At 65.6% G+C, this 21,998-nt stretch carries 19 protein-coding genes; 8 read left to right on the top strand and 11 right to left on the bottom strand.

Annotated elements, in window-relative coordinates:
* Positions 1–3: 3 nt before the first annotated feature.
* The 3 genes from aspS to V8J55_RS19660 all read right to left on the bottom strand — a co-directional run bounded on the left by aspS (position 4) and on the right by V8J55_RS19660 (position 3,740).
* Positions 4–1,794 (bottom strand): aspartate--tRNA ligase, encoded by a 1,791-nt coding sequence (gene aspS / locus V8J55_RS19670; RefSeq protein WP_336447284.1) that lies wholly within the window; start codon positions 1,792–1,794, stop codon positions 4–6.
* Between the two features lie 105 nt (positions 1,795–1,899).
* Positions 1,900–3,411 carry an FAD-binding protein gene (locus V8J55_RS19665; protein WP_336447283.1) on the bottom strand — a complete coding sequence of 504 codons (1,512 nt, stop codon included), beginning with the start codon at positions 3,409–3,411 and terminating at the stop codon, positions 1,900–1,902.
* Positions 3,411–3,740, bottom strand: a complete 330-nt coding sequence (locus V8J55_RS19660) for a hypothetical protein (protein ID WP_171013400.1) — start codon at positions 3,738–3,740, stop codon at positions 3,411–3,413. Before V8J55_RS19660 ends, V8J55_RS19665 begins: the two co-directional genes overlap by 1 nt.
* A 109-nt stretch (positions 3,741–3,849) precedes the next feature.
* On the opposite strand from V8J55_RS19660, the gene rnd reads away from it, so the two are divergent.
* A complete protein-coding gene (rnd, locus tag V8J55_RS19655) occupies positions 3,850–5,025 on the top strand; it encodes a ribonuclease D (RefSeq protein WP_037518714.1) in 1,176 nt (391 codons plus the stop codon).
* A gap of 79 nt (positions 5,026–5,104) precedes the next feature.
* Positions 5,105–5,497, top strand: coding sequence for an MliC family protein (locus V8J55_RS19650; RefSeq protein ID WP_336447282.1), 393 nt, complete (start codon positions 5,105–5,107; stop codon positions 5,495–5,497).
* Between the two features lie 5 nt (positions 5,498–5,502).
* Here V8J55_RS19650 and V8J55_RS19645 read toward each other — a convergent pair whose 3' ends face one another.
* The 4 genes from V8J55_RS19645 to V8J55_RS19630 are packed head-to-tail and all read right to left on the bottom strand — an operon-like array spanning position 5,503 to position 11,097.
* Positions 5,503–6,954, bottom strand: a complete 1,452-nt coding sequence (locus V8J55_RS19645; protein ID WP_336447281.1) for a Ppx/GppA family phosphatase — start codon at positions 6,952–6,954, stop codon at positions 5,503–5,505.
* A gap of 50 nt (positions 6,955–7,004) precedes the next feature.
* Positions 7,005–9,179, bottom strand: coding sequence for an RNA degradosome polyphosphate kinase (locus V8J55_RS19640; protein ID WP_336447280.1), 2,175 nt, complete (start codon positions 9,177–9,179; stop codon positions 7,005–7,007).
* A complete protein-coding gene (locus V8J55_RS19635) occupies positions 9,170–9,826 on the bottom strand; it encodes an HdaA/DnaA family protein (RefSeq protein WP_137889498.1) in 657 nt (218 codons plus the stop codon). Before V8J55_RS19635 ends, V8J55_RS19640 begins: the two co-directional genes overlap by 10 nt.
* On the bottom strand, positions 9,826–11,097 hold the full coding sequence (locus tag V8J55_RS19630; RefSeq protein ID WP_336447279.1) for a heavy-metal-associated domain-containing protein: 1,272 nt from the start codon (positions 11,095–11,097) through the stop codon (positions 9,826–9,828). The genes V8J55_RS19635 and V8J55_RS19630 overlap by 1 nt, the downstream gene beginning before the upstream one ends.
* An 85-nt stretch (positions 11,098–11,182) precedes the next feature.
* On the opposite strand from V8J55_RS19630, the gene purM reads away from it, so the two are divergent.
* Positions 11,183–12,289 carry a phosphoribosylformylglycinamidine cyclo-ligase gene (purM, locus tag V8J55_RS19625; RefSeq protein ID WP_336447278.1) on the top strand — a complete coding sequence of 369 codons (1,107 nt, stop codon included), beginning with the start codon at positions 11,183–11,185 and terminating at the stop codon, positions 12,287–12,289.
* Complete coding sequence (purN, locus tag V8J55_RS19620; protein ID WP_336447277.1) at positions 12,282–13,232, top strand: phosphoribosylglycinamide formyltransferase; 951 nt, start codon at positions 12,282–12,284, stop codon at positions 13,230–13,232. The genes purM and purN overlap by 8 nt, the downstream gene beginning before the upstream one ends.
* Positions 13,233–13,235: 3 nt before the next feature.
* On the opposite strand, the gene V8J55_RS19615 is transcribed toward purN, so the two are convergent.
* From V8J55_RS19615 to V8J55_RS19600, 4 genes are all read right to left on the bottom strand, one after another.
* Positions 13,236–13,688, bottom strand: coding sequence for a VOC family protein (locus tag V8J55_RS19615; RefSeq protein ID WP_336447276.1), 453 nt, complete (start codon positions 13,686–13,688; stop codon positions 13,236–13,238).
* A 112-nt stretch (positions 13,689–13,800) separates the two neighbouring features.
* On the bottom strand, positions 13,801–14,223 hold the full coding sequence (gene ndk, locus V8J55_RS19610; RefSeq protein ID WP_037518700.1) for a nucleoside-diphosphate kinase: 423 nt from the start codon (positions 14,221–14,223) through the stop codon (positions 13,801–13,803).
* Positions 14,224–14,310: 87 nt separating this feature from the next.
* The gene (locus tag V8J55_RS19605) at positions 14,311–14,760 is read right to left on the bottom strand and encodes a DNA polymerase III subunit chi (protein ID WP_336447275.1); all 450 of its coding nucleotides are present in this window, start codon (positions 14,758–14,760) and stop codon (positions 14,311–14,313) included.
* A gap of 20 nt (positions 14,761–14,780) precedes the next feature.
* Positions 14,781–16,226 (bottom strand): leucyl aminopeptidase, encoded by a 1,446-nt coding sequence (locus tag V8J55_RS19600; protein ID WP_336447274.1) that lies wholly within the window; start codon positions 16,224–16,226, stop codon positions 14,781–14,783.
* A gap of 133 nt (positions 16,227–16,359) precedes the next feature.
* Between V8J55_RS19600 and V8J55_RS19595 the strand changes: the two genes are divergently transcribed.
* From V8J55_RS19595 to rsmA, 4 genes are all read left to right on the top strand, one after another.
* Entirely contained in the window at positions 16,360–18,663 is a 2,304-nt protein-coding gene (locus V8J55_RS19595; protein ID WP_336447273.1) for an LPS-assembly protein LptD, read from the top strand.
* 134 nt (positions 18,664–18,797) lie between these two features.
* A complete protein-coding gene (locus tag V8J55_RS19590; RefSeq protein ID WP_336447272.1) occupies positions 18,798–20,138 on the top strand; it encodes a peptidylprolyl isomerase in 1,341 nt (446 codons plus the stop codon).
* Positions 20,139–20,142: 4 nt separating this feature from the next.
* On the top strand, positions 20,143–21,162 hold the full coding sequence (pdxA, locus tag V8J55_RS19585; RefSeq protein ID WP_336447271.1) for a 4-hydroxythreonine-4-phosphate dehydrogenase PdxA: 1,020 nt from the start codon (positions 20,143–20,145) through the stop codon (positions 21,160–21,162).
* A gap of 20 nt (positions 21,163–21,182) precedes the next feature.
* A complete protein-coding gene (gene rsmA, locus V8J55_RS19580; protein WP_443030844.1) occupies positions 21,183–21,998 on the top strand; it encodes a 16S rRNA (adenine(1518)-N(6)/adenine(1519)-N(6))-dimethyltransferase RsmA in 816 nt (271 codons plus the stop codon).

The following is a 21,998-nucleotide window of genomic DNA, read 5'->3' as shown; positions in this document are numbered from 1 at the left end:
GCTTTAGTTCTTCGGACCGTCGACGAGCCGGATGCTCAGTTCTTTCAGCTGCTTTTCGCTGACCGGCGCCGGGGCGCCCATCATCAGGTCTTCGGCCTTCTGGGTCATTGGGAAGACGATCACTTCGCGAATGTTCGGTTCGTCGGCGAGCAGCATCACAATGCGGTCGACGCCCGGTGCCGATCCGCCGTGCGGCGGCGCACCGAACTTGAAGGCGTTGATCATGCCGCTGAAGTTCGCATCGACATCGGCCTGCGAATAGCCCGCGATCTCGAACGCCTTGTACATGATGTCGGGGCGATGGTTCCGGATCGCGCCCGACGACAGTTCGACGCCGTTGCAGACGATGTCGTACTGGTAAGCGAGAATATCGAGCGGGTCCTTGCCGGTCAGCGCGTCCATTTCGCCCTGCGGCATCGAGAAGGGATTGTGGCTGAAATCGATCTTGCCGGTGTCCTCGTCCGCCTCGAACATCGGGAAGTCGACGATCCAGCAGAATTCGAAGCGGCTCTTGTCGATCAGGTCGAGCTGATCGGCAACGCGCGTGCGCGCGAGACCGGCAAGCTTCGCCGCCTTGGCTTCGGCGCCCGCGGCGAAGAAGATGCCGTCGTTCGGGCCCAGGCCCATCGCGTCGGCGATCGCCTTCATGCCTTCCTGGCCATGGTTATTGGCGATCGGACCGCCGAACACGCCGTCCTTCTGCGTCGCATAGCCAAGGCCCGGGAAACCTTCCGACTGCGCCCAGCTGTTCATCTCGTCGAAGAATTTGCGGCTCTTCTCGTGCGTTTCGGGCGCGGCGACGGCGCGGACGACCTGACCTTCCTCGACCATCGACGCAAAGCGGCCGAAGCCCGATCCCTTGAAGAAATCGCCCACGTCATGGACGAGCAGCGGGTTGCGCAGATCCGGCTTGTCGCTGCCATATTTCAGCATCGATTCGCGGTACGGAATGCGCTTGAACGGCAACGGCGACACGGTGCGGCCCTTGCCGTCGAAATCGGCGAACTCCTCGAACACGCCGTGCAGGACGGGTTCGATGGCGTTGAAGACGTCGTCCTGCGTGACGAAGCTCATCTCGAAATCGAGCTGGTAGAATTCGCCGGGCGAACGGTCGGCGCGCGCATCCTCGTCGCGGAAGCAGGGTGCGATCTGGAAATAGCGGTCGAAGCCCGCGACCATCAGCAGCTGCTTGAACATCTGCGGCGCCTGCGGCAGCGCATAGAATTTGCCGGGGTGGACGCGGCTGGGAACCAGATAGTCGCGCGCGCCCTCGGGGCTGCTCGCGGTCAGGATCGGCGTCTGAAATTCGGTGAAGCCCTGATCGATCATCCGGCGGCGCAGCGACGAAATCACGTTCGAACGCAGCACGATATTCTTGTGCAGACGCTCGCGGCGGAGATCGAGGAAACGGTTGGTGAGGCGGATTTCTTCGGGATAGTCGGTTTCGCCGAACACGGGCAGCGGCAGGCGATCGGCCGCTGACTGCACGGTCACCGCGCTCGGATAGATTTCGATCTCGCCGGTCGCCAGCTTCGGGTTGAGCGTCTCGGGCGACCGCGCGGCGACCTTGCCCGTGAAGGTCAGAACGGATTCGGGACCGAGGGCGTTGACGGTGGGATAGAGGTCCGAACCGGTTTCCACCACGATCTGGGTAATCCCGTAATGGTCGCGAAGATCGACGAAGAGCACATTCGCATGCTCGCGCGTGCGATGCACCCAGCCCGAAAGACGGACTTCCTCGCCGACGTTGGCGGCGCGAAGATCTGCGCATGTGTGGGTGCGATAGGCGTGCATTATGTTCGTCTTTCAAATGTCCGGAGAGGCGCGCAGGAAAACGCGCCGATATGGCCGCGCCTAAGGCAGCGCGGCGAGCGATTTGTCAAGGGCGGAGGGCGCAAATCAACGGGTCAGGCCGAGGTTATCGAGCACCTCGCTGCCGAACAGCGCGCGGTGCGCCGGATCGGGAAGCAGCCGGTCGCGCGCGGCGCGCCAGCGGCGGAAATCCTCGCCATAATCGGCGGCAACGCGTGCGGCGTCGAGGCGACAGCTTTTGGCCCAGTGGCGGGTGAAGGTGATCCCCTCGGCATCGAGGCATTCGACAACGCGGGCATAGGCGTCGGCGGTGCGCTGGCTACGCGGGCCGTCGAAATCGATCACCGCATTGTGCGTAAAGCGCGCGGGCGCGAGCAGCCCTTGCGCGCGCTCCATGAAACGTATGGTGACGACGGTCGAGCCGCCGTGGCGCGCATAGACCGCACAAATGCGTTCGAACGCGCGCGCAAGGTCGGCGCGGTCGATGGTGACCGAGGCATTGAACAGGTCTGCCAGGGGACGATGCGTGTCGAGCCCCTCCCCCCAGCTGCCATAGACCGGCGGAGCGTCGATATCGGGGCCGCTGGCATAGCCCTGCTTCATCGCGAACTGGAGCAAGGGGCCCCGCGCCCATGGATAATCGTTGAGCAACCGGCCGAGCAGGCTGAGCGCGTCATAACCCGCGCCGAGCTGGCCGGGGGTCGCGCGTGGATAATCGTCGCGCCACGGCTCGCGATAGAGGAAGCGCAGCATCGCCGGCCGCTTGAACGGCTTGTACGGATTGACGATCATCTGGACGAAATCGGGATCGCGATCGAGCGCATAGGCGGCCGAGAAGCGGCGGAAATCGCCCGCGGCGAGCCAGTCCAGCGCCGCCCGATCGACCTTGCGCAAATTCTGGATCGGACGGACGAGGAATTTCGGCACGCTGTCGACGACGAGCGCCGTCACGATACCGAGCGAGCCGACGGGAAGCTGCGCCGCGGCAAATATATTGTCGTCACGCAGCGCCGTCGAACCGGTGGCGGCGATGAAGGCGTCGCTCATCACGCCCGCGTCGGGCTCGATCCAGCGGATGCCCGCGGGGGTAACGATCTGCAGCGCGCGGATATGGTCCTGGATGCCGCCGCGCGCGATCATCGATCCGTGGGTGCCCGTGGCAGAGGCTCCCGCGAAGGTCTGTCCATTGCCCGCACCGCTGGTCCATAGCGAGCGGCCCTGCTCCTCGAACTTGTCCGATACCTCGTCGACGAGCGCGCCCGCTTCGACAAGCATCAACGCGCCCGCGTCGATGCCGGGGCGGACGTCATCGGCGCCGATGCGAAAGCAGCGGTTGAAGCGGCGCGTGTGGAGCAACCAGCTTTGCGAGCTGATATTGACGTTCGACGGCGACCAGCCCGCGCCGAGCGGCCGAACGCGGCGGCTTGCGGTCTGCGCTGCGGTGAGCCAGTCCTGCACCGACTTCGCAGCGATTGCGATCTCGTCGCGGCCGCGCTCCGCGTCGCCGCTGCGCAAGGCAAAGCGCGTCGCCGCCTCGCAGGTGCCGGTGCCGTGATAATTGGTCCAGCGCCCTTCCTCGCCGAGCTTCACGATCGGCATCAGGCGTCTCCCAGCGGCAGGATGCCGGCATTCGCCCGCCACGCGACGGTCACCGGGCGGAGGAAGCCGAAGGTCGCGATCGCCACCAGCATCTGGCGCCGCGTCGCGAACAGCCGCACATCGCACAGGCCGTGATCGGATTCGGGCGTCACGAACGGCTGCGCGGCCTGGGCGGCGAAGCCCCAGCCCTTCAGCGTGACCACCATCGATTCCTCATCGAGCGGCCGCGGGTTGGCGATCGATACGAATATATCCGCCTGCCCCGCGGCATATTGCCCGAAAAGCAGCACAAAACCGAGCGCGGCGAGCGCCCAACCGAGCCACATCATGCCCCAAATCCCTTCGTCTTTTTCCCCAGCCGGTGTTCCGGCTCCGCGACCCGAAGAGCACGGGCAATTTTTCCTGCCCGTTCCCATCAACTAGCTGTATAGGCGCGCTATGCAAGTCCATCCGTTGATCGAAACCAACGCCGCGCTCGTCGAATTCTGCGACCTCATTCGGAACAGCGATTTCATCGCTGTCGATACCGAATTCATGCGCGAAAACACTTTCTGGCCAGAGCTTTGCCTGATCCAGGTGGCCGACCGCGACCATGCCGCGGCGATCGATCCGATGGCGCCGGGGATCGATTTGAAGCCCCTGCTCGACCTGCTCGTCGACAATGAGGATATGCTGAAAGTCTTTCATGCGGGCGGGCAGGATGTCGAAATCATCTTCAACCTGACCGGCAAGACGCCGCACCCGATCTTCGACACACAGATCGGTCAGATGGCGCTGGGTCAGGCCGAACAGGTCGGATATTCGAACCTCGTCGAAGCATGGATCGGGCTGCAGCTCGACAAGGGCGCGCGTTTTACCGACTGGAGCCGCCGCCCGCTCGACAAGCGCCAGATCGACTATGCCGTCGGCGACGTCACCCACCTCGCCAAGATTTTCCCGATGATGCTCGACAAGCTGATCAAGACCGGCCGCGGTCATTGGCTCGACGAGGAAATGGAAAAGCTCGCCGATCCCGCGAACTACAGCGTCGATCCCGACAAGGCGTGGCAGCGAATCAAGGTCCCGACGCGCAAGCTCGACGTGCTCGGCCGCCTGCAGTCGCTCGCGGCGTGGCGCGAACGCGAGGCGCGGCAAAAGAATTTGCCGCGCGGCCGCATCGTCAAGGACGAAACGCTCGCCGACCTCGCGGCACATCCGCCGAAGGATCAGGATGGGCTGGGCCGCGTGCGCGGCCTGTCAGCGACATGGCGCACGAACGATATCGGCGGCCGGCTGATGGACGCGATCGCCAATGCCAAGCCGATGTCGAAGGACGACATGCCCGAGCGCGCGCCGCGCGGCCCGGGGCTGGGTAAAGAAGGCACTTTGGTCGCCGACCTGCTCAAGCTGCTGCTGAAAATTCGCGCGCGCGAACTGAACGTCGCGGCGCGGCTGATTGCGCGCAGCGACGATTTGGAAGCGCTCGCGGCGGGCGCACGCGAGGGAATCCAGATGATGGACGGCTGGCGTTACGACGTGTTCGGCCACGCGGCGCTCGATCTGGTCGAAGGCCGGATGGGCTTTGCGGTCAAGAACGGCAAGCTTGTGATGAGCGAGATCGACGGCGCCGCCTGAGAAGCTACAGCCTTGCTATTGCACGGCATTGGCCGTTGCCCCATAATCGGGCGGCAGTGATGTTATGAAGGAGCAGGTCATGCGCATTCCCGTCGCCATCGCCCTCGCAATCGGTGTTGCAGGCTGCAACACCGCGCCGACAAAAACCGAAACCCCCGCTGCGGACATCGCGCAATCGACCGCGCCCAAGGCCGAAGCACCCGCAGCGGCTGCCGCCGAGCCCGTTCGCTACAGCTGCGCCGATGGGACGACCGTCGAAGCGCGCTATCCGACTACCGACACGGCGCAGATCGTCGTCGCCGGCAAGACGGTCGAGATGAAGAGCGCAATGTCGGCGAGCGGCGCCCGCTATGTCGGTGGCGGCTGGCAATGGTGGACCAAGGGCATGACCGACGGCATGTTGGCGCCGATCAAGCCCGGTGAAGAAACCGCATCGGCGGCCGGGACGACCTGCACCGCGCCGGCGGCCTAAGTCGCTTAGCCACCTTCGAGCAAATCCACCACGGGTTCGGCGTCGAGCGCGTTCGCGAGCGCGCGCAGGCGCCGCTCGACCGCCTCACCCATCAGATGATGCCATTCGCGCGTGAGGGTGAGCCGTAGTTTGTCGCCGCTGAGCGCGATCGAACTGCCGCCCAGCGGCGCCTGGATGCCGCCGGTCAGACGCTGCGCCAAACGGATCGCGAGCCCCCATTGGCGCGCCCGCGCCAGGCGCTCGGGCGTCACGAGACTGCCCATCGCGGGAAACTCGGCGTCGGTGCCGCCAAAGCCTGCGTACAGCGCGCGGGCAAGGAGGATGCGGCCCGGAATATCGATGCTGCGCCAGTTGCCGTGCAGGCCGATCTCGGTTCCGCGCTCGGCGCGAAAATCGGGATTCGCCGACCAGGCGACATCGCTGAGCAGGCTGGCCGCCAGGCGAACGCGGCTGTCGGCGGGAACCTCGTCAACAAACAGCGGCGCGATCCATTCGGCGATCGCGCGGCCGTGCGGTGCGAACCGCGCGAGGCGTCGGCCCTCGAATTCGGCAGCGACGATCAGCGGGTCCTGCGCGCGCGTTTCGGCATCGAGCGCCTGATAGAGCAGGCCTTCGCGAAGCCCCGACGACGACACGGTCATTTCGGGCACATCGAGAATGTTGACGAGCGCCGCGAGCAGCGCCGCCGCATCGGGCAAGGCCGCGGCGCGGTTCGACGCCATGCCGGGGATGGCGCGGAGCTCTTCAAAGCTCAACCTTTTGGTCGCGCGGATCAGGCGGCGAAGCGCGCTGCGCGGCAATGTGTGCTGATCGAGGACCGCGAGCGGGTCCTTGGTGAGTTCGAGATCAAGGCGCGAGAGCGCGCGCCACGACCCGCCGACCAGATAGAGCGGCAGCCCGGTGAGCCCCTCGCCCGGCCAGCCGGCGCCGCGGAGCATCTTGCGGATCGCGCGTTCGAATGCCTGCTCGCCATCCTTGCGCAGCGCCGGAAGCCGGAGCACGCCGAGGGGGAAGGATGCGCGGCGGCCGACCTTGCCGCGGAACACTTCGGCGAGTTCGAGGCTGCCGCCGCCAAGATCGACTGCGACGCCGTGCGCGTCGGGGATCGCCGACAACACGCCATGCCCCGCGGCCTCGGCCTCCTCCTCGCCCGACAGCAGCCGGATCTGAAGCCCCGCCTCGGCCGCGGCGGCGATAAAGTCGGGGCCGTTGACCGCATCGCGCACCGCGGCGGTGGCGACGCATTGCACGTCCTGGACGTCCATATGCTCGGCGAGCAGCGCGTAGCGCCGCAGCGCGACCAGGCCGCGTGTCGCGTCCGCGGGCGCGATGCGGCCATCGATGGCGAGCCCGCGACCGAGGCCGGCAGCGACTTTTTCGTTGAAGATCACGGCGGGTGCGCGCGCCGGTCCTTCATAGACGACGATGCGGACCGAGTTGGAGCCGATGTCGATCACGGCGGATCGACTGACCGCCTGTTTGGAGGAGCGCTGTGGGGACAATTTGGTCAATCTTCGCGTACGTCGAAGGCGAGCGTCGGCACGTCCTGACGCTTGTGAAGCGCGGTGCCACGGCCCGACAATGACGGGTTGTTCATAAAATAATGGTGCAAGTTAAATGGCTTGTCGCCCGGAGCAACGCGTATCGAGGTGCCGTCGGGCTGAAGAATCCAGCTTTGTTCATTGTCGATGAGGTTCGCGACGAGCACCTGGTCCAAAATCTGGTCGTGGACGGTCGGATTTTCGATCGGGATCATATATTCGACGCGGCGGTCGAAGTTGCGCGGCATCCAGTCGGCGCTGCTGATGTAGAGCTTTGCGGCCCGATGCGGCAGCGGCGCGCCGTTCGCAAAAGCCCAGACGCGGCTGTGCTCGAGGAAGCGCCCGACGACCGACTTCACACGGATCGTTTCGGACAGCCCCGGAACGTCGGGGCGCAGGCAGCAGATACCGCGCACGATCAGCTCGATCGGCACCCCCGCGGCGCTCGCCTCGTAAAGCTTGTCGATGATGTCGGGGTCGACGAGGCTGTTCATCTTGGCCCACACGCCCGACGGCTGGCCCGCCTTTGCCGCCGCGATTTCGGCGTCGATCAGTTCGGACAGATGCGCGCGCATGTTGAGCGGCGACATGGTGATCAGGTCGAGCCGTTCGGGTTCGACATAGCCGGTGATGTAATTGAACAGCTGCGCCGCATCGCGCCCCGCGCGCGGATCGGCGGTAAAGAAGCTCAAATCGGTATAGATGCGTGCGGTCACCGGGTGATAATTGCCGGTGCCGAAGTGGCAGTAAGTGCGATACCCCTGCCCCTCGCGGCGCACGACCATCGAAATCTTGGCGTGCGTCTTCCACTCGATAAAGCCGTAGACGACCTGCACCCCCGCGCGTTCGAGCTGGTTCGCCCAGAGGAGATTCTGCTCCTCGTCGAAACGCGCCTTGAGTTCGACGACCGCGGTCACCGACTTGCCCGCCTCGGCCGCCTCGATCAGCGCGCGGATGACCGGCGACTGGTTGCCCGCGCGGTAGAGCGTCTGCTTGATCGCGACGACGTCGGGATCGGCCGCCGCCTGCCGCAGGAAGGATAGGACGACGTCGAAGCTCTCATAGGGGTGGTGGACGACGATGTCCTTCGAGCGGATCGCCGCGAAACAGTCGCCGCCATGTTCGCGGATACGTTCGGGGAAACGCGCCGAGTAAGCGGGAAATTTGAGGTCGGGCCGGTCGACATCGACCAGCGCCGAAAGCGCCGCAAGCCCGATAAAGCCGCCGATCTTGGCGACGATCGCCTCGTGCCCCTGAATATCTGCGTTCAGCACCTCGGCGATTTCGCCGGGCATGTCGGCTTCGAGTTCGAGTAGGATCACGCGGCCGCGGCGGCGGCGGCGGATCGCGGTGCGGAACAGGCGCACGAGATCCTCTGCCTCTTCCTCCAGCTCGATATCGCTGTCGCGGATGATGCGGAACACGCCCAGCGAGCGGATCGTGAAGCCGGGGAACAGCAGATCGCCGAAAATCTCGATCAGATATTCGATCGGTACGAACGCGCCCGGCTGCCCCGGCACCGGCACGAAACGCGCGAGCGAAGCGGGGATCATCACCAGTTCGCGGATCGTCTCCCCCGTCGCCTTGCGCTGCAGGTCGAAGATGACGCCGAGGCCGCGGTTCGGGATGAAGGGGAAGGGATGTGCCGGATCGAGAACCTGCGGCGTCAGGATCGGGAAAATCTGGTCGATAAAATATTGCCGCAGAGCGGTGCGCAGCGCTTCCTTGTCCGACCCGGTGCCGTGGACGACGATGCCCTGTTCGCCGAGCTGGCGATGGAGCAATTGCCATTCGCTCTGCTGCTGGTCGACGAGGCGGTTCACCTCGGCCTCGATCTCGGCGAGTTGCTGCCCCGGCGAGCGGCCGTCGGCCGAGGGGTCGTCGATCCCTTGCAACTGCTGCCCCTTCAGCCCCGCGACGCGGACCATGAAGAATTCGTCGAGGTTGCTGCCCGAAATCGACAGGAAGCGAAGACGTTCGAGCAAGGGATGCGCGGGGTTGCGCGCTTCTTCCATCACCCGGCGGTTGAAGGCGAGCCAGGAGAGTTCGCGGTTGAAGAAGCGTTCGGGGCCAAAGCTGGGCGGCGTCGCCGCGGTATCGGCATCATTGTCTGCGCGTAAGGGGCCGCCGGTTATCGACATGTCGCGTCATCCTGTCGTTCGAGCAAATCGGGATCGATGAGCCCCTGTGACAGTAATGTTTCACGCGTAAGACGAATACTAATGCCGCCGCCCTTTTCGAGCGACGCGGCGTCGAGCGCGCCGACGATGCGGTGGATCATCGCATAGCTGCGTTCCATGCGCGGCACGATATAGGAGGCGACGCCGGGCGCAAGCGCCATGCCGCGCTGTGCGAACAGCGCTTCGATCAGGTCGCGCGCGAGGCAGTCGTCGGGATCGCCGATCGTCAGCACGGGTACGGCCGCAAGGCGCGAACGAAGATCGGGAAGCGCGACATTCCAATCCGTGGGCGGCGCATCGGCGATGATCAGCAGCGGTGAGCCGCTGGCCTGCGCGGCGTTCCACGCGTGAAAAATCTCTTCTTCCGAAACGCTGTCATGGCCGTCGATGACCTTCCCGCCGGTGTCGCGCGCGAAGAGGCGGCCCATCAGGCTGCGCCCCGAACCGCGCGGTCCGGTGAGCACCGCGGTACGGACGGGCCAGGTGGCGACATGGCGCAGATAGCGCACGGCATCGGCGTTGCTGGTGCCGACGATCAGCGGACCGTCGTTCGACCCGCCCGCGCTCCAGTCGAGCGGCAGGGCGATCTGTCCCGGCGCGCGCGCCATCAGCGGCTGATCCTGAGCTGGCCGCCGCCTTCCTGCACCTTGAACCCGCGTGCGGCGAGCGCCGCACTGAGAGCAGCGAGGTCACCCCGGAAGCTGACGCGCATCACCGAGGTGCCGCCGAGCGCGAGGCTGGTGGTCGAGGCCGACTGGACGCCCGCGGCGCCCGCCACAGCGCGTTCGGTCGCGGTGACCGAATCGACGTCGGGCGAGCTGTACTGGACGGTGAAGCTCTGCACGCCGGGCGCAGCCGTCGTCGGCACGCTGGCGTCGGTTTCGCTGGGCAGCACCTCTTCGTCGGTCGCGGCCTCTTCGGGCAGGTCTTCCTTTTCGACCGGCTTTTCGAGCACGAGATAGGTGTCGGTGCGCAGCACGCCCGCAGCCAGTGCGTCGATATAGATGCGGTCCATCCGCGCGACCGCCTTTTCCATCATGTCGGGCAGCGCCGCGGGGCTGGGGCCGGTCATGGTGAAGCTGGAGATCAGCTTGCTGTCGGGGCCGAAGCGCGCGGTGAAATAGCCTTTGATCGGGCCGCCGGGATAGGAATATTCGACGCGCGCGATCGGCGTCAGTACGTCGGCGGCGCCATATTGATCGAGGATCACGCGCCACCAGACGCGGCCGCGGCGGCCGGTCTGCCCCGCGTTGATCAGCAGCGTATCGGCGCCGGTGCCCGCGGTGCGGACATAATCGATCGCGCTCTGCCCCGTATTATATTCGGCCCACGCGCGCTGCCAGGCGCTGCGCTGTTCGAACACCTGCGGGATGCCGTCGATCGAATAGACGGGGATGACGAGCAACGGCGGCGAACGGAGCGTGCGGCCGCTGACGCCGAGAATCTGCCCCGCGCGCACGCGGTCGAACTGGACGCCGAGCCGCGCGACATAGCGGCGCGGGCCGATCTGTTCTTCCTCGACGACGATCGCGGTCACGATTCCGTCGAGCACCGAATCGCCGAGTTTGGGGCCGTCGCTGCCATTCAATTTGCGATAGAGCTGGGTCCAGGCCAGGCGCTGCGCCTCGCGCCAGCCCTTGGTCCGCGCATCGTCGGCATTGTCGCCGGTGACATCGACCATGATGCCGCTCGTAAGGAAATCACCGCTGCTGTTGATCGGGGTGATGCCGCGATTGCCGCGGGTGATCTGGCCATCGACGATGCCGGCGAGCAGAATCGCGAAGAAAAGGCCGAAAAGAGCGACCCAGCGCCAATCGCGGCCACGCAGGGCGTCGAAGGCGAAGGTGGGAGCGAAGCGGGGGAAAGCAGCCGAAATCATATCTTCTCTATGCTTTGCCCAAAAGCGCGGGCCCCGACAAGGAAATCATGGCATTTGTCGGCCGGAAGCGTTAGTCGCGCGGGCCATGGATTCCAAGCACAACCAACCCGGCTCCTACACTTATGCGCAGGCCGGCGTATCGATCGAGACCGGCAATGCGCTGGTCCGTGCCATTGCTCCGCTCGCCCGTGCGACGCGCCGACCCGGCGCCGACGCCGATCTTGGCGGCTTTGGCGGCTTTTTCGACCTGAAGGCGGCGGGGTTCAACGATCCTTTGCTCGTCGCGGCGAACGACGGCGTGGGCACCAAGCTCAAGCTCGCCATCGAATCGGGCAAGCATGACGGGGTCGGAATCGACCTGGTCGCGATGTGCGCGAATGATCTGATCGTTCAGGGCGCCGAGCCGCTGCTTTTCCTCGATTATTATGCGACCGGCAAGCTCGATAACGATGTCGCGACCGAAGTCGTCGCGAGCATCGCCGAGGGCTGCAAGCAGGCCGGATGCGCGCTGATCGGCGGGGAAACCGCCGAGATGCCGGGCATGTATTCGGACGGCGATTACGACCTTGCGGGCTTCTGCGTCGGCGCGGTCGAGCGCGATCAGGTGCTGACCGCCGACAAGGTCGCGGCCGGCGACGTGATTCTCGGCCTCGCTTCGTCGGGCGTGCATTCGAACGGCTTCTCACTCGTGCGCCGCCTCGCCGCCGACAAGGGGTGGAAGCTCGATCGCCCTGCGCTGTTCGACCAGACCATCCTGCTGATCGACGCGCTGATGGCGCCGACGCGCATCTATGTGAAGAGCCTGCTGCCGCTGGTGAAGACCGGCAAGATCCACGCGCTCGCGCATATCACGGGCGGCGGATTGCTCGAGAATATCCCGCGCATCCTGCCGAAAACCCTTCATGCGCATGTCGATGCCGACGCATGGGAACAGCCGCGGCTGATGGCGTTCCTGCAAGCGCAGGGCAATATCGAGCCCGAGGAAATGGCGCGCACCTTTAACTGCGGGATCGGCATGGCTGTCGTCGTTGCCGAGGGCGATGTTGCCGAGGTGATGGCGGCGCTCGAAGCCGCGGGCGAGACGGTGTTCCGCATCGGCCATATCGCCGACGGCGAAAAGGGCTGCACCGTGACGGGCAGCGCCGAAACGTGGAGCGCGATGGGGGCATGGAGCGCCACGCATAATGGCTAAAGCGCGTGTCGCCGTCCTGATTTCGGGCGCCGGCACCAATATGGCGGCGCTGCTCTATGCCGCGAAAGCCGCCGACTGCCCTTATGAGCTGGTGTTCGTCGGCAGCAACGATCCCGACGCGCCGGGGCTGAAGATTGCCGAGGCCGAGGGCATCGCGACGTGGGGATTGTCGCACAAGGGCATGAACCGCGATGCGTTCGACGCGCTGGTCGACGAGCAATTGCGCGCGGCGGGCGCTGAATTCGTCGCGCTCGCCGGCTATATGCGCATCCTTTCGGATGATTTCGTCGGCCGCTGGACGGGCAAGATGATCAACATCCACCCCAGCCTGTTGCCACTCTACAAGGGGCTGAACACGCACCAGCAGGCCATCGACGCGGGCGACAAATTCGGCGGATGCAGCGTCCATATCGTGACGCCCGGGGTCGACGAGGGTCCGGTGCTCGCGCAGACGCCGGTCGCGATCCTGCCCGGCGATACGGTCGAAACGCTGGCGCGGCGCGTGCAGTTCGCCGAACATCAGCTTTACCCCGCCACGCTCGCCGCCTTCGTGACGCGCGAGCGGTCGCCCGACTATCTGCGCGGCCGCGTCCGCGAGCTGGCGATGGCGCTGCCCGAGGCCGACGAGGTGACGTCGCACGGCATGCCTTGCTTCGGGATCGTGAAGGGCAAGAAATTCGCCTATTTCACCGAGGACCATCATGGCGACGGCAAGATTGCGATACTCGTCAAGATCAGCGGCGGCGACGAACAGGCGGCGCTGATCGAACTCGACGAAGACCGCTATTACCGCCCCGCCTATTTCGGCGACGGCTGGGTCGGCATCCGCCTCGACCTTGGCGACACCGATTGGGACGCGATCGGCGAATGGCTGCGCAAGAGCTGGCTGTCGGTCGCGCCGAAGAAGCTGGCGGGGCTGATGGGCGTCGCCGACGAATTTTAGGAATTATTCGCGCGCATCCGCGTGCATCCGCTTCTCGATTTCATCGTGCGGCACCTCTTCGATGAACTGCGCGAGACGCCAGGTGAAGCCAAACGGGTCGGTGAGCGATCCCATGCGCTCGCCCCAATATTTTTCGCCGACCGCTTCTTCCGCGGCGGCGCCCGCGTCGAGCGCGCGGCGATAGGCGGCGTCGACATCGTCGACATAGATTTTGAGTTCGAGGCTGCTGGCGGGCGTATCGGGACCGAAATCCTTCGCAGGCTCGTTCGACCTGTCGGAAATCATCACGCGCGAGTCCCCGATCAGGATCACCGCGATCAGCAGCCGTCCGTCCATCTCGCGCCGGAAATCTTCGCTCGCACCAAAGGCCGCCTTGTAGAAACCGAGCGCCGCAGCCGCATCGCCGACCCGCAAAATCGGGTTCAGCGTATGATATCCGTCAGGTTGCCTGGCCATATGCGCGCTCCCGTCCTGCCGGGACAACGCGACGCTCGCTGGCTTGTTCCACCATATAAAAAGGCCGCCGGATCGCTCCGGCGGCCTCTTCGTGCCTTGCGGCAAAGGGTGTTTAGCCGACGATTTCTTCGGGCTTGAAGAAATAGGCGATCTCGATCGCGGCATTCTCGTCGCTGTCCGAACCGTGGACCGTGTTCGCTTCGATGCTTTCGGCGAGCTCCTTGCGGATCGTGCCGGGGGCGGCGTCCTTGGGGTTGGTCGCGCCCATGATGTCGCGGTTCGCCTGCATCGCGTTCTCGCCTTCAAGGACCTGGACGACGACGGGGCCGCTGATCATGAAATCGACGAGTTCGCCGAAAAAGGGGCGTTCCTTATGGACCGCGTAAAAGCCTTCGGCCTGTTCGCGGCTCATGTGGATGCGCTTCGACGCGACGACGCGAAGGCCGGCGTCTTCCAGCATCTTGGTGACGGCGCCGGTGATGTTCCGGCGCGTGGCGTCGGGCTTGATGATCGAAAAGGTGCGAGTGACCGCCATGGGGGAAGCTCCTGTGTTGTTATTGTCTGCGATGCGCGCGCCTCTAGCCGCGCTTTTGCTGCACTGCAAGGACAGAGCGCCGGACGCTTAGGGCCCTTCGGACCAGCGGCCGTTTTCGTCCTGTTTCCAGAAGCGGTTGTCGACGTCTTCGCGTGCCGCCAGCGTGCGCCAGAGCGCACGCGCGTCGTCGATGCGGCTGTTGTCGAAGAGCAGGAATGTGCGCTCGAAGCCGAGTGCTTCCTCGCGCCATTCGCCGTCGGCGAGCGCGACGAGTGTCGCGCGGTTGGGCGGCGACGGGTCGAGCGTGCCCGAAATCAGGATCGGCTCGATTTCCTCGTCGGGCGACCCCGCATTTCCGTGCGGCAGGAAGCTGGCGGGTTGCAGCGTCCATAGCGCCTCGTCGATCGCCTGCCGCTGCATCGCGGGCGCGGCGACCACTAGCAGGCGGTCGCCATTTGCCAATATGCGCGTCGCGAGCGCGGGGAGCACCCGTTCGACCGGGTCGCGGGTCAGCCGGTAAAAGTCGACGCGCGCCATGCTCCCCTGCCCCGTTTCGTTCAGCCTTCGTGGTTGGCGGCGATGTAGCGGTCGAGCAGGCGCACGCCGTATCCGGTCGCACCCTTCGCCCACACCGGACCGTCCTTGTCGGCCCACGCCATGCCCGCGATGTCGAGATGCGCCCAGGCGACGCCTTCGTCGACAAAGCGCTTCAGGAACTGCGCCGCGGTGATCGAGCCGCCTTCGCGCGGGCCGATATTCTTCATGTCGGCGATCGGGCTGTCGATCAGCTTGTCGTAGGCGGGCGACAACGGGAAACGCCACAGCTTGTTGTTGCTGGCCTCACCCGCTGCGAGCAGATCGGCCGCGAGCGTATCGTCGTTCGCGAAGATGCCCGCATATTCGTGGCCGAGCGAGATGACCATCGCCCCGGTCAGCGTCGCGAGATCGACGATCACCTTGGGGTTATAGGCGCTCTGCGCCCAGCTGATCGCATCGCAGAGGACGAGGCGGCCTTCGGCGTCGGTGTTGAGCACCTCGACCGTCTGCCCCGACATGGTGGTGACGATGTCGCCGGGGCGCATCGCATTACCGTCGGGCATATTTTCGACGAGGCCGACGACGCCGACGACGTTCGCCTTCGCCTTGCGGCCCGCGATCGCCTTGATCGCGCCCGCGACCGCGCCCGCGCCGCCCATGTCCCATTTCATCATGTCCATGCCGGCGCCCGGTTTCAGGCTGATCCCGCCGGTGTCGAAGGTGACGCCCTTGCCGATGAAGACGACGGGCGCTTCACCCGGATTGCCGCCGTTCCAGCGCATCGCGAGCAGCCGCGGCGGACGCGTCGAGCCCTGCGCGACACCGAGCAACGCGCCCATGCCGAGCGCCTTCATCTGGCGTTCGTCGAGTATTTCGAGTTCGACGCCAAGGTCGGTCAGGTGCTGGCAGCGTTCGACGAACGTCTCCGGGTAAAGGATGTTCGGCGGCTCGGCGACGAGCGTCTGGGTGAGCGCGACGCCATCGGCAATCGCTTCATTTTCGGCCCAGCGGCCGGACAGATCGCCGTGCGGCGACGCGATCGTCACCGTCTTCAGGCTCGGTTTTGCCTTGTCGGCAAGGCGCGTGCGATAGGTATCGAGGCGCCAGTTGCGAAGACGCGCGCCCATCGCGAAGGCGAGGACATCGTCGGCGTCGCTCTGCCCCGCGCTCGCGAAATCGACATGGACCGCGGTCGCGCCGCTCGTCTGCAGCTTTGCCGTCAACGCCGCGCCGCCGCGCTCGAGATCCTGCTCGCCGCCCTCGCCGATGCCGACGAGGAGCAGGCGCTTCGCCTGTTCGCCGTCGATCGCCGCGGTTTCGGCGATCGTACCCGCCGCGCCGTCGAAGCGTGCCTGCGCCGCCGCGGCGCCGAGCAATGCGCCGAGCGTGCCCGCCTCGCCCTTGCGGACCGGAAATGCGACGACGTCGGCAGACGCATCGATTTGCGCGACAAACTGAATGTCCATGCCTTAACTTTCTTATGCGATGATTGATTGGAACGTGGCGGACCGATAGGGGTTTCGCTTGCGAGTTGCAAAAACAAAGCTGCCGGTCCAAGCCGGGTGGACGCTAAATAAGGTGCGGGACAAAGATATCAAAATGAGCTGGGCTTTGTTCCAACAAGCAGCGCGCGCACGGCCGTTCTGGCTGGCGACGGCGAGCGGCGCGGCCTTGGCCGCGTGCCCCGTGCTGGCCCAGACCCAAGCGAATCCGGCCCAGCCGGAAGAGGTCGTGGGCGCGCCCAACCTGCAGACGCCCGACGTCGTCCCGACCACCACGGATGCGCCCGCGGTCAAGGACGAAGACCAGATCGGTTTCGCCGCCGATAACCTCAACTATGACAGCGACACCGAAGTCGTCGTGGCCGAGGGCAATGTCCAGATGAACCGCGAAGCGGTCGAGATGCGCTCCGACAAGGTCACCTGGAACCGGAAGACGGGTCAGGTCTTCGCCGAGGGCAATGTCGTCATCAAAAACCCCGAAGGCGACACCGCCTATGGCGACAAGATCGAGCTGACCGACAGCTTGCGCGACGGCGTCGTCGAAAACATGCTCGTCGTGCTCGACAATGGATCGCGCCTCGCCGCGATCAAGGGCACGCGCTTCGACAATGGCAATATCGAGCTGGAAAACGCGGCCTATACTCCCTGCCCGGTCGAGGACGACGAAGGCTGCCCCAAGAACCCGAGCTGGCAGATTCGCGCGGTCAAGGTGATGTACGACCGGGCGAAGAACAAGGTCCGTTACAAGGGCGCGCGCGTCGAGATTTTCGGCCTGCCGCTGATCCCGCTCCCCGGTCTCAGCCATTCGATCAACAACGAGCCGAGCAGCGGCATATTGGTTCCCGAAATCCGGCTGGACCGCAGCAACGGGTTCGAAATCGCGGTGCCCTATTATTTGCGGCTTGCGTCCGACCGCGACATCACGATCACCCCGCACCTCTACACCAGCGCGGCGCCGATGCTGGAAGGCGAGTTCCGCGCGCTGACCGACATCGGATCGTTCCGTATCAACGGCTATGCGACCTATGGCTCGCTCGTCCCGCTGACCGGTGAGGATCCCGACAGCGAAAAGCGCTTTCGCGGTTATCTTGAGAGCGCGGGCAAGTTCCAGTTCGACCCGCATTGGAGCCTGACCTATTCGGGCCGCATCGCGACCGACCGCACCTTCATGCGGCGCTATGACATCAGCCGCGACGACCGGCTGCGCTCGACCTTCGAGCTCGAGCGGATCGGGGGCAATTCATATCTGTCGATCGCCGGCTGGGCGACGCAGACGCTGCGCCGCAACGACGAACAGGGCCAGCAGCCGATCGCGCTGCCGATCATCGACTATCGCCAGCGGCTCGCCGATCCGATCTTTGGCGGGCAGTTCGAATTGCAGCTCAACACGCTCGCGATCGGCCGCACTGCGGGGCAGGACACGCAGCGCGCCTTTGCCGGCGCGCGCTGGGATTTGCGTGGGCTGACCGGATTGGGGCAGGAAGTGACGCTGACCGCGTTGGTGCGCGGCGACGTCTATCACAGCGACGAGAATCTGCTGACCGCGATCCCCGGCTATCGCGGCAAATCGGGCTGGCAGGCGCGCGCGATCGCTGCGGTCGCCGCCGACATGCGCTGGCCCTTCGTCGGCGAATTCGCGGGCGGCACGCAGACGCTGACCCCGCGCGTCCAGATCGTCGCCACCCCGCCGATCGAGAATATCGACATCCCGAACGAGGATTCGCGCGCCTTCGATCTCGAAGACAGCAATTTGTTCGCGATCAACCGCTTCAACGGCCATGACCGGTTCGAGGATGGCGCGCGCATCACCTACGGCGTCGAATGGAATTACAGCCGGCCGGGCTTCAACATCAGCAGCGTCGTCGGCCAGAGCTATCGGCTGTCGGACAAGCCCAGCCTGTTTCCCGACGGCACCGGGCTGACCGACCGGACGTCGGACATCGTCGGACGCACGACGGTTGCCTATCGCGATTTCCTGCGCCTGACCCACCGCTACCGGCTCGACAAGGATAATTTCGCGATCCGCCGCAACGAATTCGACGCGACGATCGGCAGCCGCTCGACCTATGCCGTGCTCGGCTATTCGCGGCTCAACCGCGACATCCTGCTGCTCGGCGAGGATTTGCAGGACCGCGAGGAGGTGCGCGCCGGCGGCCGCGTCGCGTTCGCGAAACACTGGTCGGTGTTCGGGTCGGCAATCGTCGATCTGACCAAGCAAAGCGACGATCCGCTGAGCGGCGCCGACGGCTTCGAGCCGATTCGCCATCGCCTGGGCGTCGCCTATGACGACGAATGCCTGTCGATCGCGCTGACCTGGCGGCGCGACTATGCCGACACCGGCGACGCGAAGCGCGGCAACAGCTTCTCGTTCCGCATCGCCTTCCGCAACCTCGGGTTCTGAGGCCGTTCGCTCAGCCTAGGTTCAGCGTCTGCGGCCTATGTCCCGGCATCAAACGGTCTATATGGCGGATTGCGCTGGACCATCGGGCGTTTCCGCTGATACGGAGCGTCCGGACTTTCTCGAATAGGGTAAAGATGACCAAATTTTCGACCATGACCGGCCTGATCGCGCTGGCTGCCGTTGGCGTAACGCCCGTGCTGGCCCAGACCGTTGCCGACAGTGACGTTCCGACGACCAGCCTCAACATCCCGGGCAATGTGCAGCTTTTCGGCGATGCCAAGCCGAACGTCTATCGCCCTTCCGCCACCGTGAATGGCGAGATCATCACCGCGACCGATATCGAGCAGCGCATGGCGCTGATCCGCATCGCCAACAACAATGTCGAACTGCCGCCCGAGGAAGTCCAACGGCTGCGCAGCCAGGTGTTCAGCAACCTGATCGACGAAAAACTGCAGATTCAGGAAGCCAAGGCGGCCGAAATCACGATCGACGAGAATGTCGTAAACCAGCAGTTCGCTCGCCTCGCCACGCGTTTCAAGCAGACGCCCGAGCAGTTTTCGACCTATCTTACGTCGAAAGGCTCGTCGGCAGCGGCGGTGAAGCAGCAGATCCGCGGCGAATTCGCCTGGGACCGCTTGCTGTCGCGTAACATCCAGTCGACGACCAACGTGTCGACCGAAGAGGTCAAGATCGTCGCCGACCAGATGACCGGAACCAAGGGCCAGGACGAGTTCCACCTCGGCGAAATCTATCTGTCGTCGACCCCGGAAACCGCCGCTGCGGTGACCGAAAATGCCAAGAAGATCATTCAGGCGTTGCAGGCGGGCGGCAGCTTTGCCGCCTATGCACGCCAGTTTTCGGAAGCCTCGACCGCCGTCGTTGGCGGCGATCTGGGCTGGGTAAAGGCCGGGCAGCTGCCCGGATCGATGGGCGAAGCGGCAACGCAGATGGCGCCGGGCCAGCTCGTCGGCCCGATCGAGGTTCCGGGCGGCATTTCGATCATGCTGATGATCGACCGGCGCCAGGTGCTGACCGCCGACCCGCGTGACGCGATCCTCAGCCTCAAGCAGATTTCGCTCGACTTCCCGGCGGGCACCACGCCCGCGAAGGCTTCCGAATTGGCAGGCCAATTTGCCGAAAAGACTCGCGGCATCGCCGGTTGCGGCGCAGCCGACGCGGTGGCGCAGGGCTTGGGCGCCACCGTCGTGTCGCGCGACAATATCGAGATGCGCGCGCTGCCGGCGCCGCTGCAAGCGACGCTGGCCAGTCTGCAGATCGGGCAGACGACGCAGCCGTTCGGCGCTGCCAACGAAGGCGTCAGCGTCCTCGTGCTCTGCGGCCGCGACATGCCGCAGACCGCGACCGCCCCGAACCTCGAGCAGATCGAACAGAAATTGCTGGAAGACAAGGTCAACAAGCGGGCCCAGCGCTATCTGCGCGACCTGCGCCGGGATGCCGTGATCGAATATAGCTGACCCTATGCCTGATTTCAGCAATCGACAGCCGATCGCGGTTACCATGGGTGACCCGGCCGGCGTCGGCCCCGAAGTCACGGCCCGCGCATGGGCCGCGCGCCGCGAACACAACCTGCCCCCCTTTGTCGCCATCGGCGATGCCGCGGCGATCGCCGCCGTCTGGGACGGCCCGGTCGCGCGCGTCGGCGACATGGACGAGGTGGTGCGGGCCTTTGGCGATGCTCTGCCCGTCTGGCATCTGGAGGATAGCGGCCCGCTGACCCCCGGCGTACCGACCCCGGCGGGGGCAACCTGCGCGCTCCATGCGCTCGAGACGGGGATCGGGCTGACCCGCAATCAGGCGAGCTCGGCGCTCGTCACGGGTTCGGTATCAAAATATGCGCTGCACGGCATCGGCTATACGCATCCCGGGCAGACCGAATTCATTGCCGAACGCTGCGGCGTCACCGCGACCAATGCCGTGATGATGCTGGCGGGGCCGAGCCTGCGCGTCGTCCCGCTGACGGTGCATATTCCGCTGTCCGAAGTGCCCGAGCGGCTGACCGTCGAACTGATCGTCGCCAAGGCGCGGATCGTCGCGCGCGGGCTGAAGCGCGATTTCGGAATCCACGCGCCGCGCATCGCGCTCGCCGGGCTCAACCCGCACGCGGGCGAGAGCGGGCAATTGGGCAGCGAGGAAGAGCGCATCATGGCGCCCGCGGTCGCGCAGCTCGCCGAGGAAGGGATCATCGTCGACGGCCCGCTCGCCGCCGACGGGCTGTTCGCACCCGCCATTCGCGCGAACTATGACGCGCTGCTCTGCCCTTATCACGATCAGGCGCTGACCCCGTTCAAGGCGCTGCATTTCCACGACGGCGTCAATCTGACGCTCGGCCTGCCGATCATCCGCACGTCGCCCGATCATGGCACGGCGTTCAATATCGCGGGCACCGGCGCCGCCGATCCGGGGCCGACGATCGCGGCGATCGCGATGGCCGCCCAGCTCGCCGCGGCGCGCGAGCGCAGCTACGCGCCGGCGAAGTGACGGCCCGGCCCGCGCCCATATTGCCCCCGCTACGCGAGACGGTGCGCGCGCACGGCCTGTCGGCGAGCAAGGCGCTGGGGCAAAATTTTCTGTTCGACGAGCAATTGCTCGATCGCATCGCGGCAATTCCTGGCGATCTTGACGGCGCGACGGTATTCGAGGTCGGCCCGGGTCCCGGCGGGCTGACGCGCGCATTGCTGCGCGCAGGCGCGAAGGTGATCGCGGTCGAGCGCGATGACCGCTGCCTGCCTTTGCTCGGCGAGCTTGGTGAGGCGTTTCCGGGGCAGCTGACGGTGATCGCCGACGACGCGATGGCGGTCGATGTCGACGCGCTGACAGGCGGCGCGCCATATCATATCGTCGCCAACCTGCCCTATAATGTCGGCACCGCGCTGTTCACGCGCTGGCTGGAGCCGGCGGCCTGGCCGCCGCGCTGGCTGTCGCTGACGCTGATGTTCCAGCTCGAGGTCGCCGAGCGGATCGTCGCGCCGGTCGGGACCGACGCCTACGGGCGACTGGCGGTGCTCGCGCAGTGGCGCTCGACCGCGAAGATCGCGATGAAAGTTCACCGCTCGGCCTTCACGCCGCCGCCGAAGGTGATGTCGGCGATCGTCCATGTAACGCCGGCCGAGCAGCCCGAAGGCGTCGCTCCGAAACTGCTGTCGAAGCTCACCGAAAAGGGATTCGGCCAGCGGCGCAAGATGCTGCGGCAGAGCCTGAAGGGTGTCGAGGGCGCGGTTGCCGCGGCCGAGGCGCTGGGGATCGAGCCGACGCGGCGCGCCGAGACGGTCGGCGTCGCCGAATGGGTGGCACTGGCGCGGGCGCTCGGCGCCTAG

Origin of the sequence: Sphingopyxis sp. CCNWLW2 (assembly GCF_037095755.1) — a bacterium.
Classification (GTDB): domain Bacteria; phylum Pseudomonadota; class Alphaproteobacteria; order Sphingomonadales; family Sphingomonadaceae; genus Sphingopyxis.
This window is presented reverse-complemented; position numbering and strand designations above follow the sequence as displayed.

Excerpts from the sequence above, each read along its gene's own strand:
- rnd (WP_037518714.1), top strand. The coding sequence starts at position 3,850 with ATGCAAGTCCATCCGTTGATCGAAACCAACGCCGCGCTCGTCGAATTC.
- V8J55_RS19595 (WP_336447273.1), top strand. The coding sequence starts at position 16,360 with ATGAGCTGGGCTTTGTTCCAACAAGCAGCGCGCGCACGGCCGTTCTGG.
- V8J55_RS19650 (WP_336447282.1), top strand. The coding sequence starts at position 5,105 with ATGCGCATTCCCGTCGCCATCGCCCTCGCAATCGGTGTTGCAGGCTGC.
- purM (WP_336447278.1), top strand. The coding sequence starts at position 11,183 with ATGGATTCCAAGCACAACCAACCCGGCTCCTACACTTATGCGCAGGCC.
- aspS (WP_336447284.1), bottom strand. The coding sequence starts at position 1,794 with ATGCACGCCTATCGCACCCACACATGCGCAGATCTTCGCGCCGCCAAC.
- ndk (WP_037518700.1), bottom strand. The coding sequence starts at position 14,223 with ATGGCGGTCACTCGCACCTTTTCGATCATCAAGCCCGACGCCACGCGC.
- V8J55_RS19590 (WP_336447272.1), top strand. The coding sequence starts at position 18,798 with ATGACCAAATTTTCGACCATGACCGGCCTGATCGCGCTGGCTGCCGTT.
- pdxA (WP_336447271.1), top strand. The coding sequence starts at position 20,143 with ATGCCTGATTTCAGCAATCGACAGCCGATCGCGGTTACCATGGGTGAC.
- V8J55_RS19640 (WP_336447280.1), bottom strand. The coding sequence starts at position 9,179 with ATGTCGATAACCGGCGGCCCCTTACGCGCAGACAATGATGCCGATACC.
- V8J55_RS19660 (WP_171013400.1), bottom strand. The coding sequence starts at position 3,740 with ATGATGTGGCTCGGTTGGGCGCTCGCCGCGCTCGGTTTTGTGCTGCTT.
- V8J55_RS19615 (WP_336447276.1), bottom strand. The coding sequence starts at position 13,688 with ATGGCCAGGCAACCTGACGGATATCATACGCTGAACCCGATTTTGCGG.
- V8J55_RS19665 (WP_336447283.1), bottom strand. The coding sequence starts at position 3,411 with ATGCCGATCGTGAAGCTCGGCGAGGAAGGGCGCTGGACCAATTATCAC.
- V8J55_RS19600 (WP_336447274.1), bottom strand. The coding sequence starts at position 16,226 with ATGGACATTCAGTTTGTCGCGCAAATCGATGCGTCTGCCGACGTCGTC.
- V8J55_RS19630 (WP_336447279.1), bottom strand. The coding sequence starts at position 11,097 with ATGATTTCGGCTGCTTTCCCCCGCTTCGCTCCCACCTTCGCCTTCGAC.
- V8J55_RS19635 (WP_137889498.1), bottom strand. The coding sequence starts at position 9,826 with ATGGCGCGCGCGCCGGGACAGATCGCCCTGCCGCTCGACTGGAGCGCG.
- V8J55_RS19605 (WP_336447275.1), bottom strand. The coding sequence starts at position 14,760 with ATGGCGCGCGTCGACTTTTACCGGCTGACCCGCGACCCGGTCGAACGG.
- purN (WP_336447277.1), top strand. The coding sequence starts at position 12,282 with ATGGCTAAAGCGCGTGTCGCCGTCCTGATTTCGGGCGCCGGCACCAAT.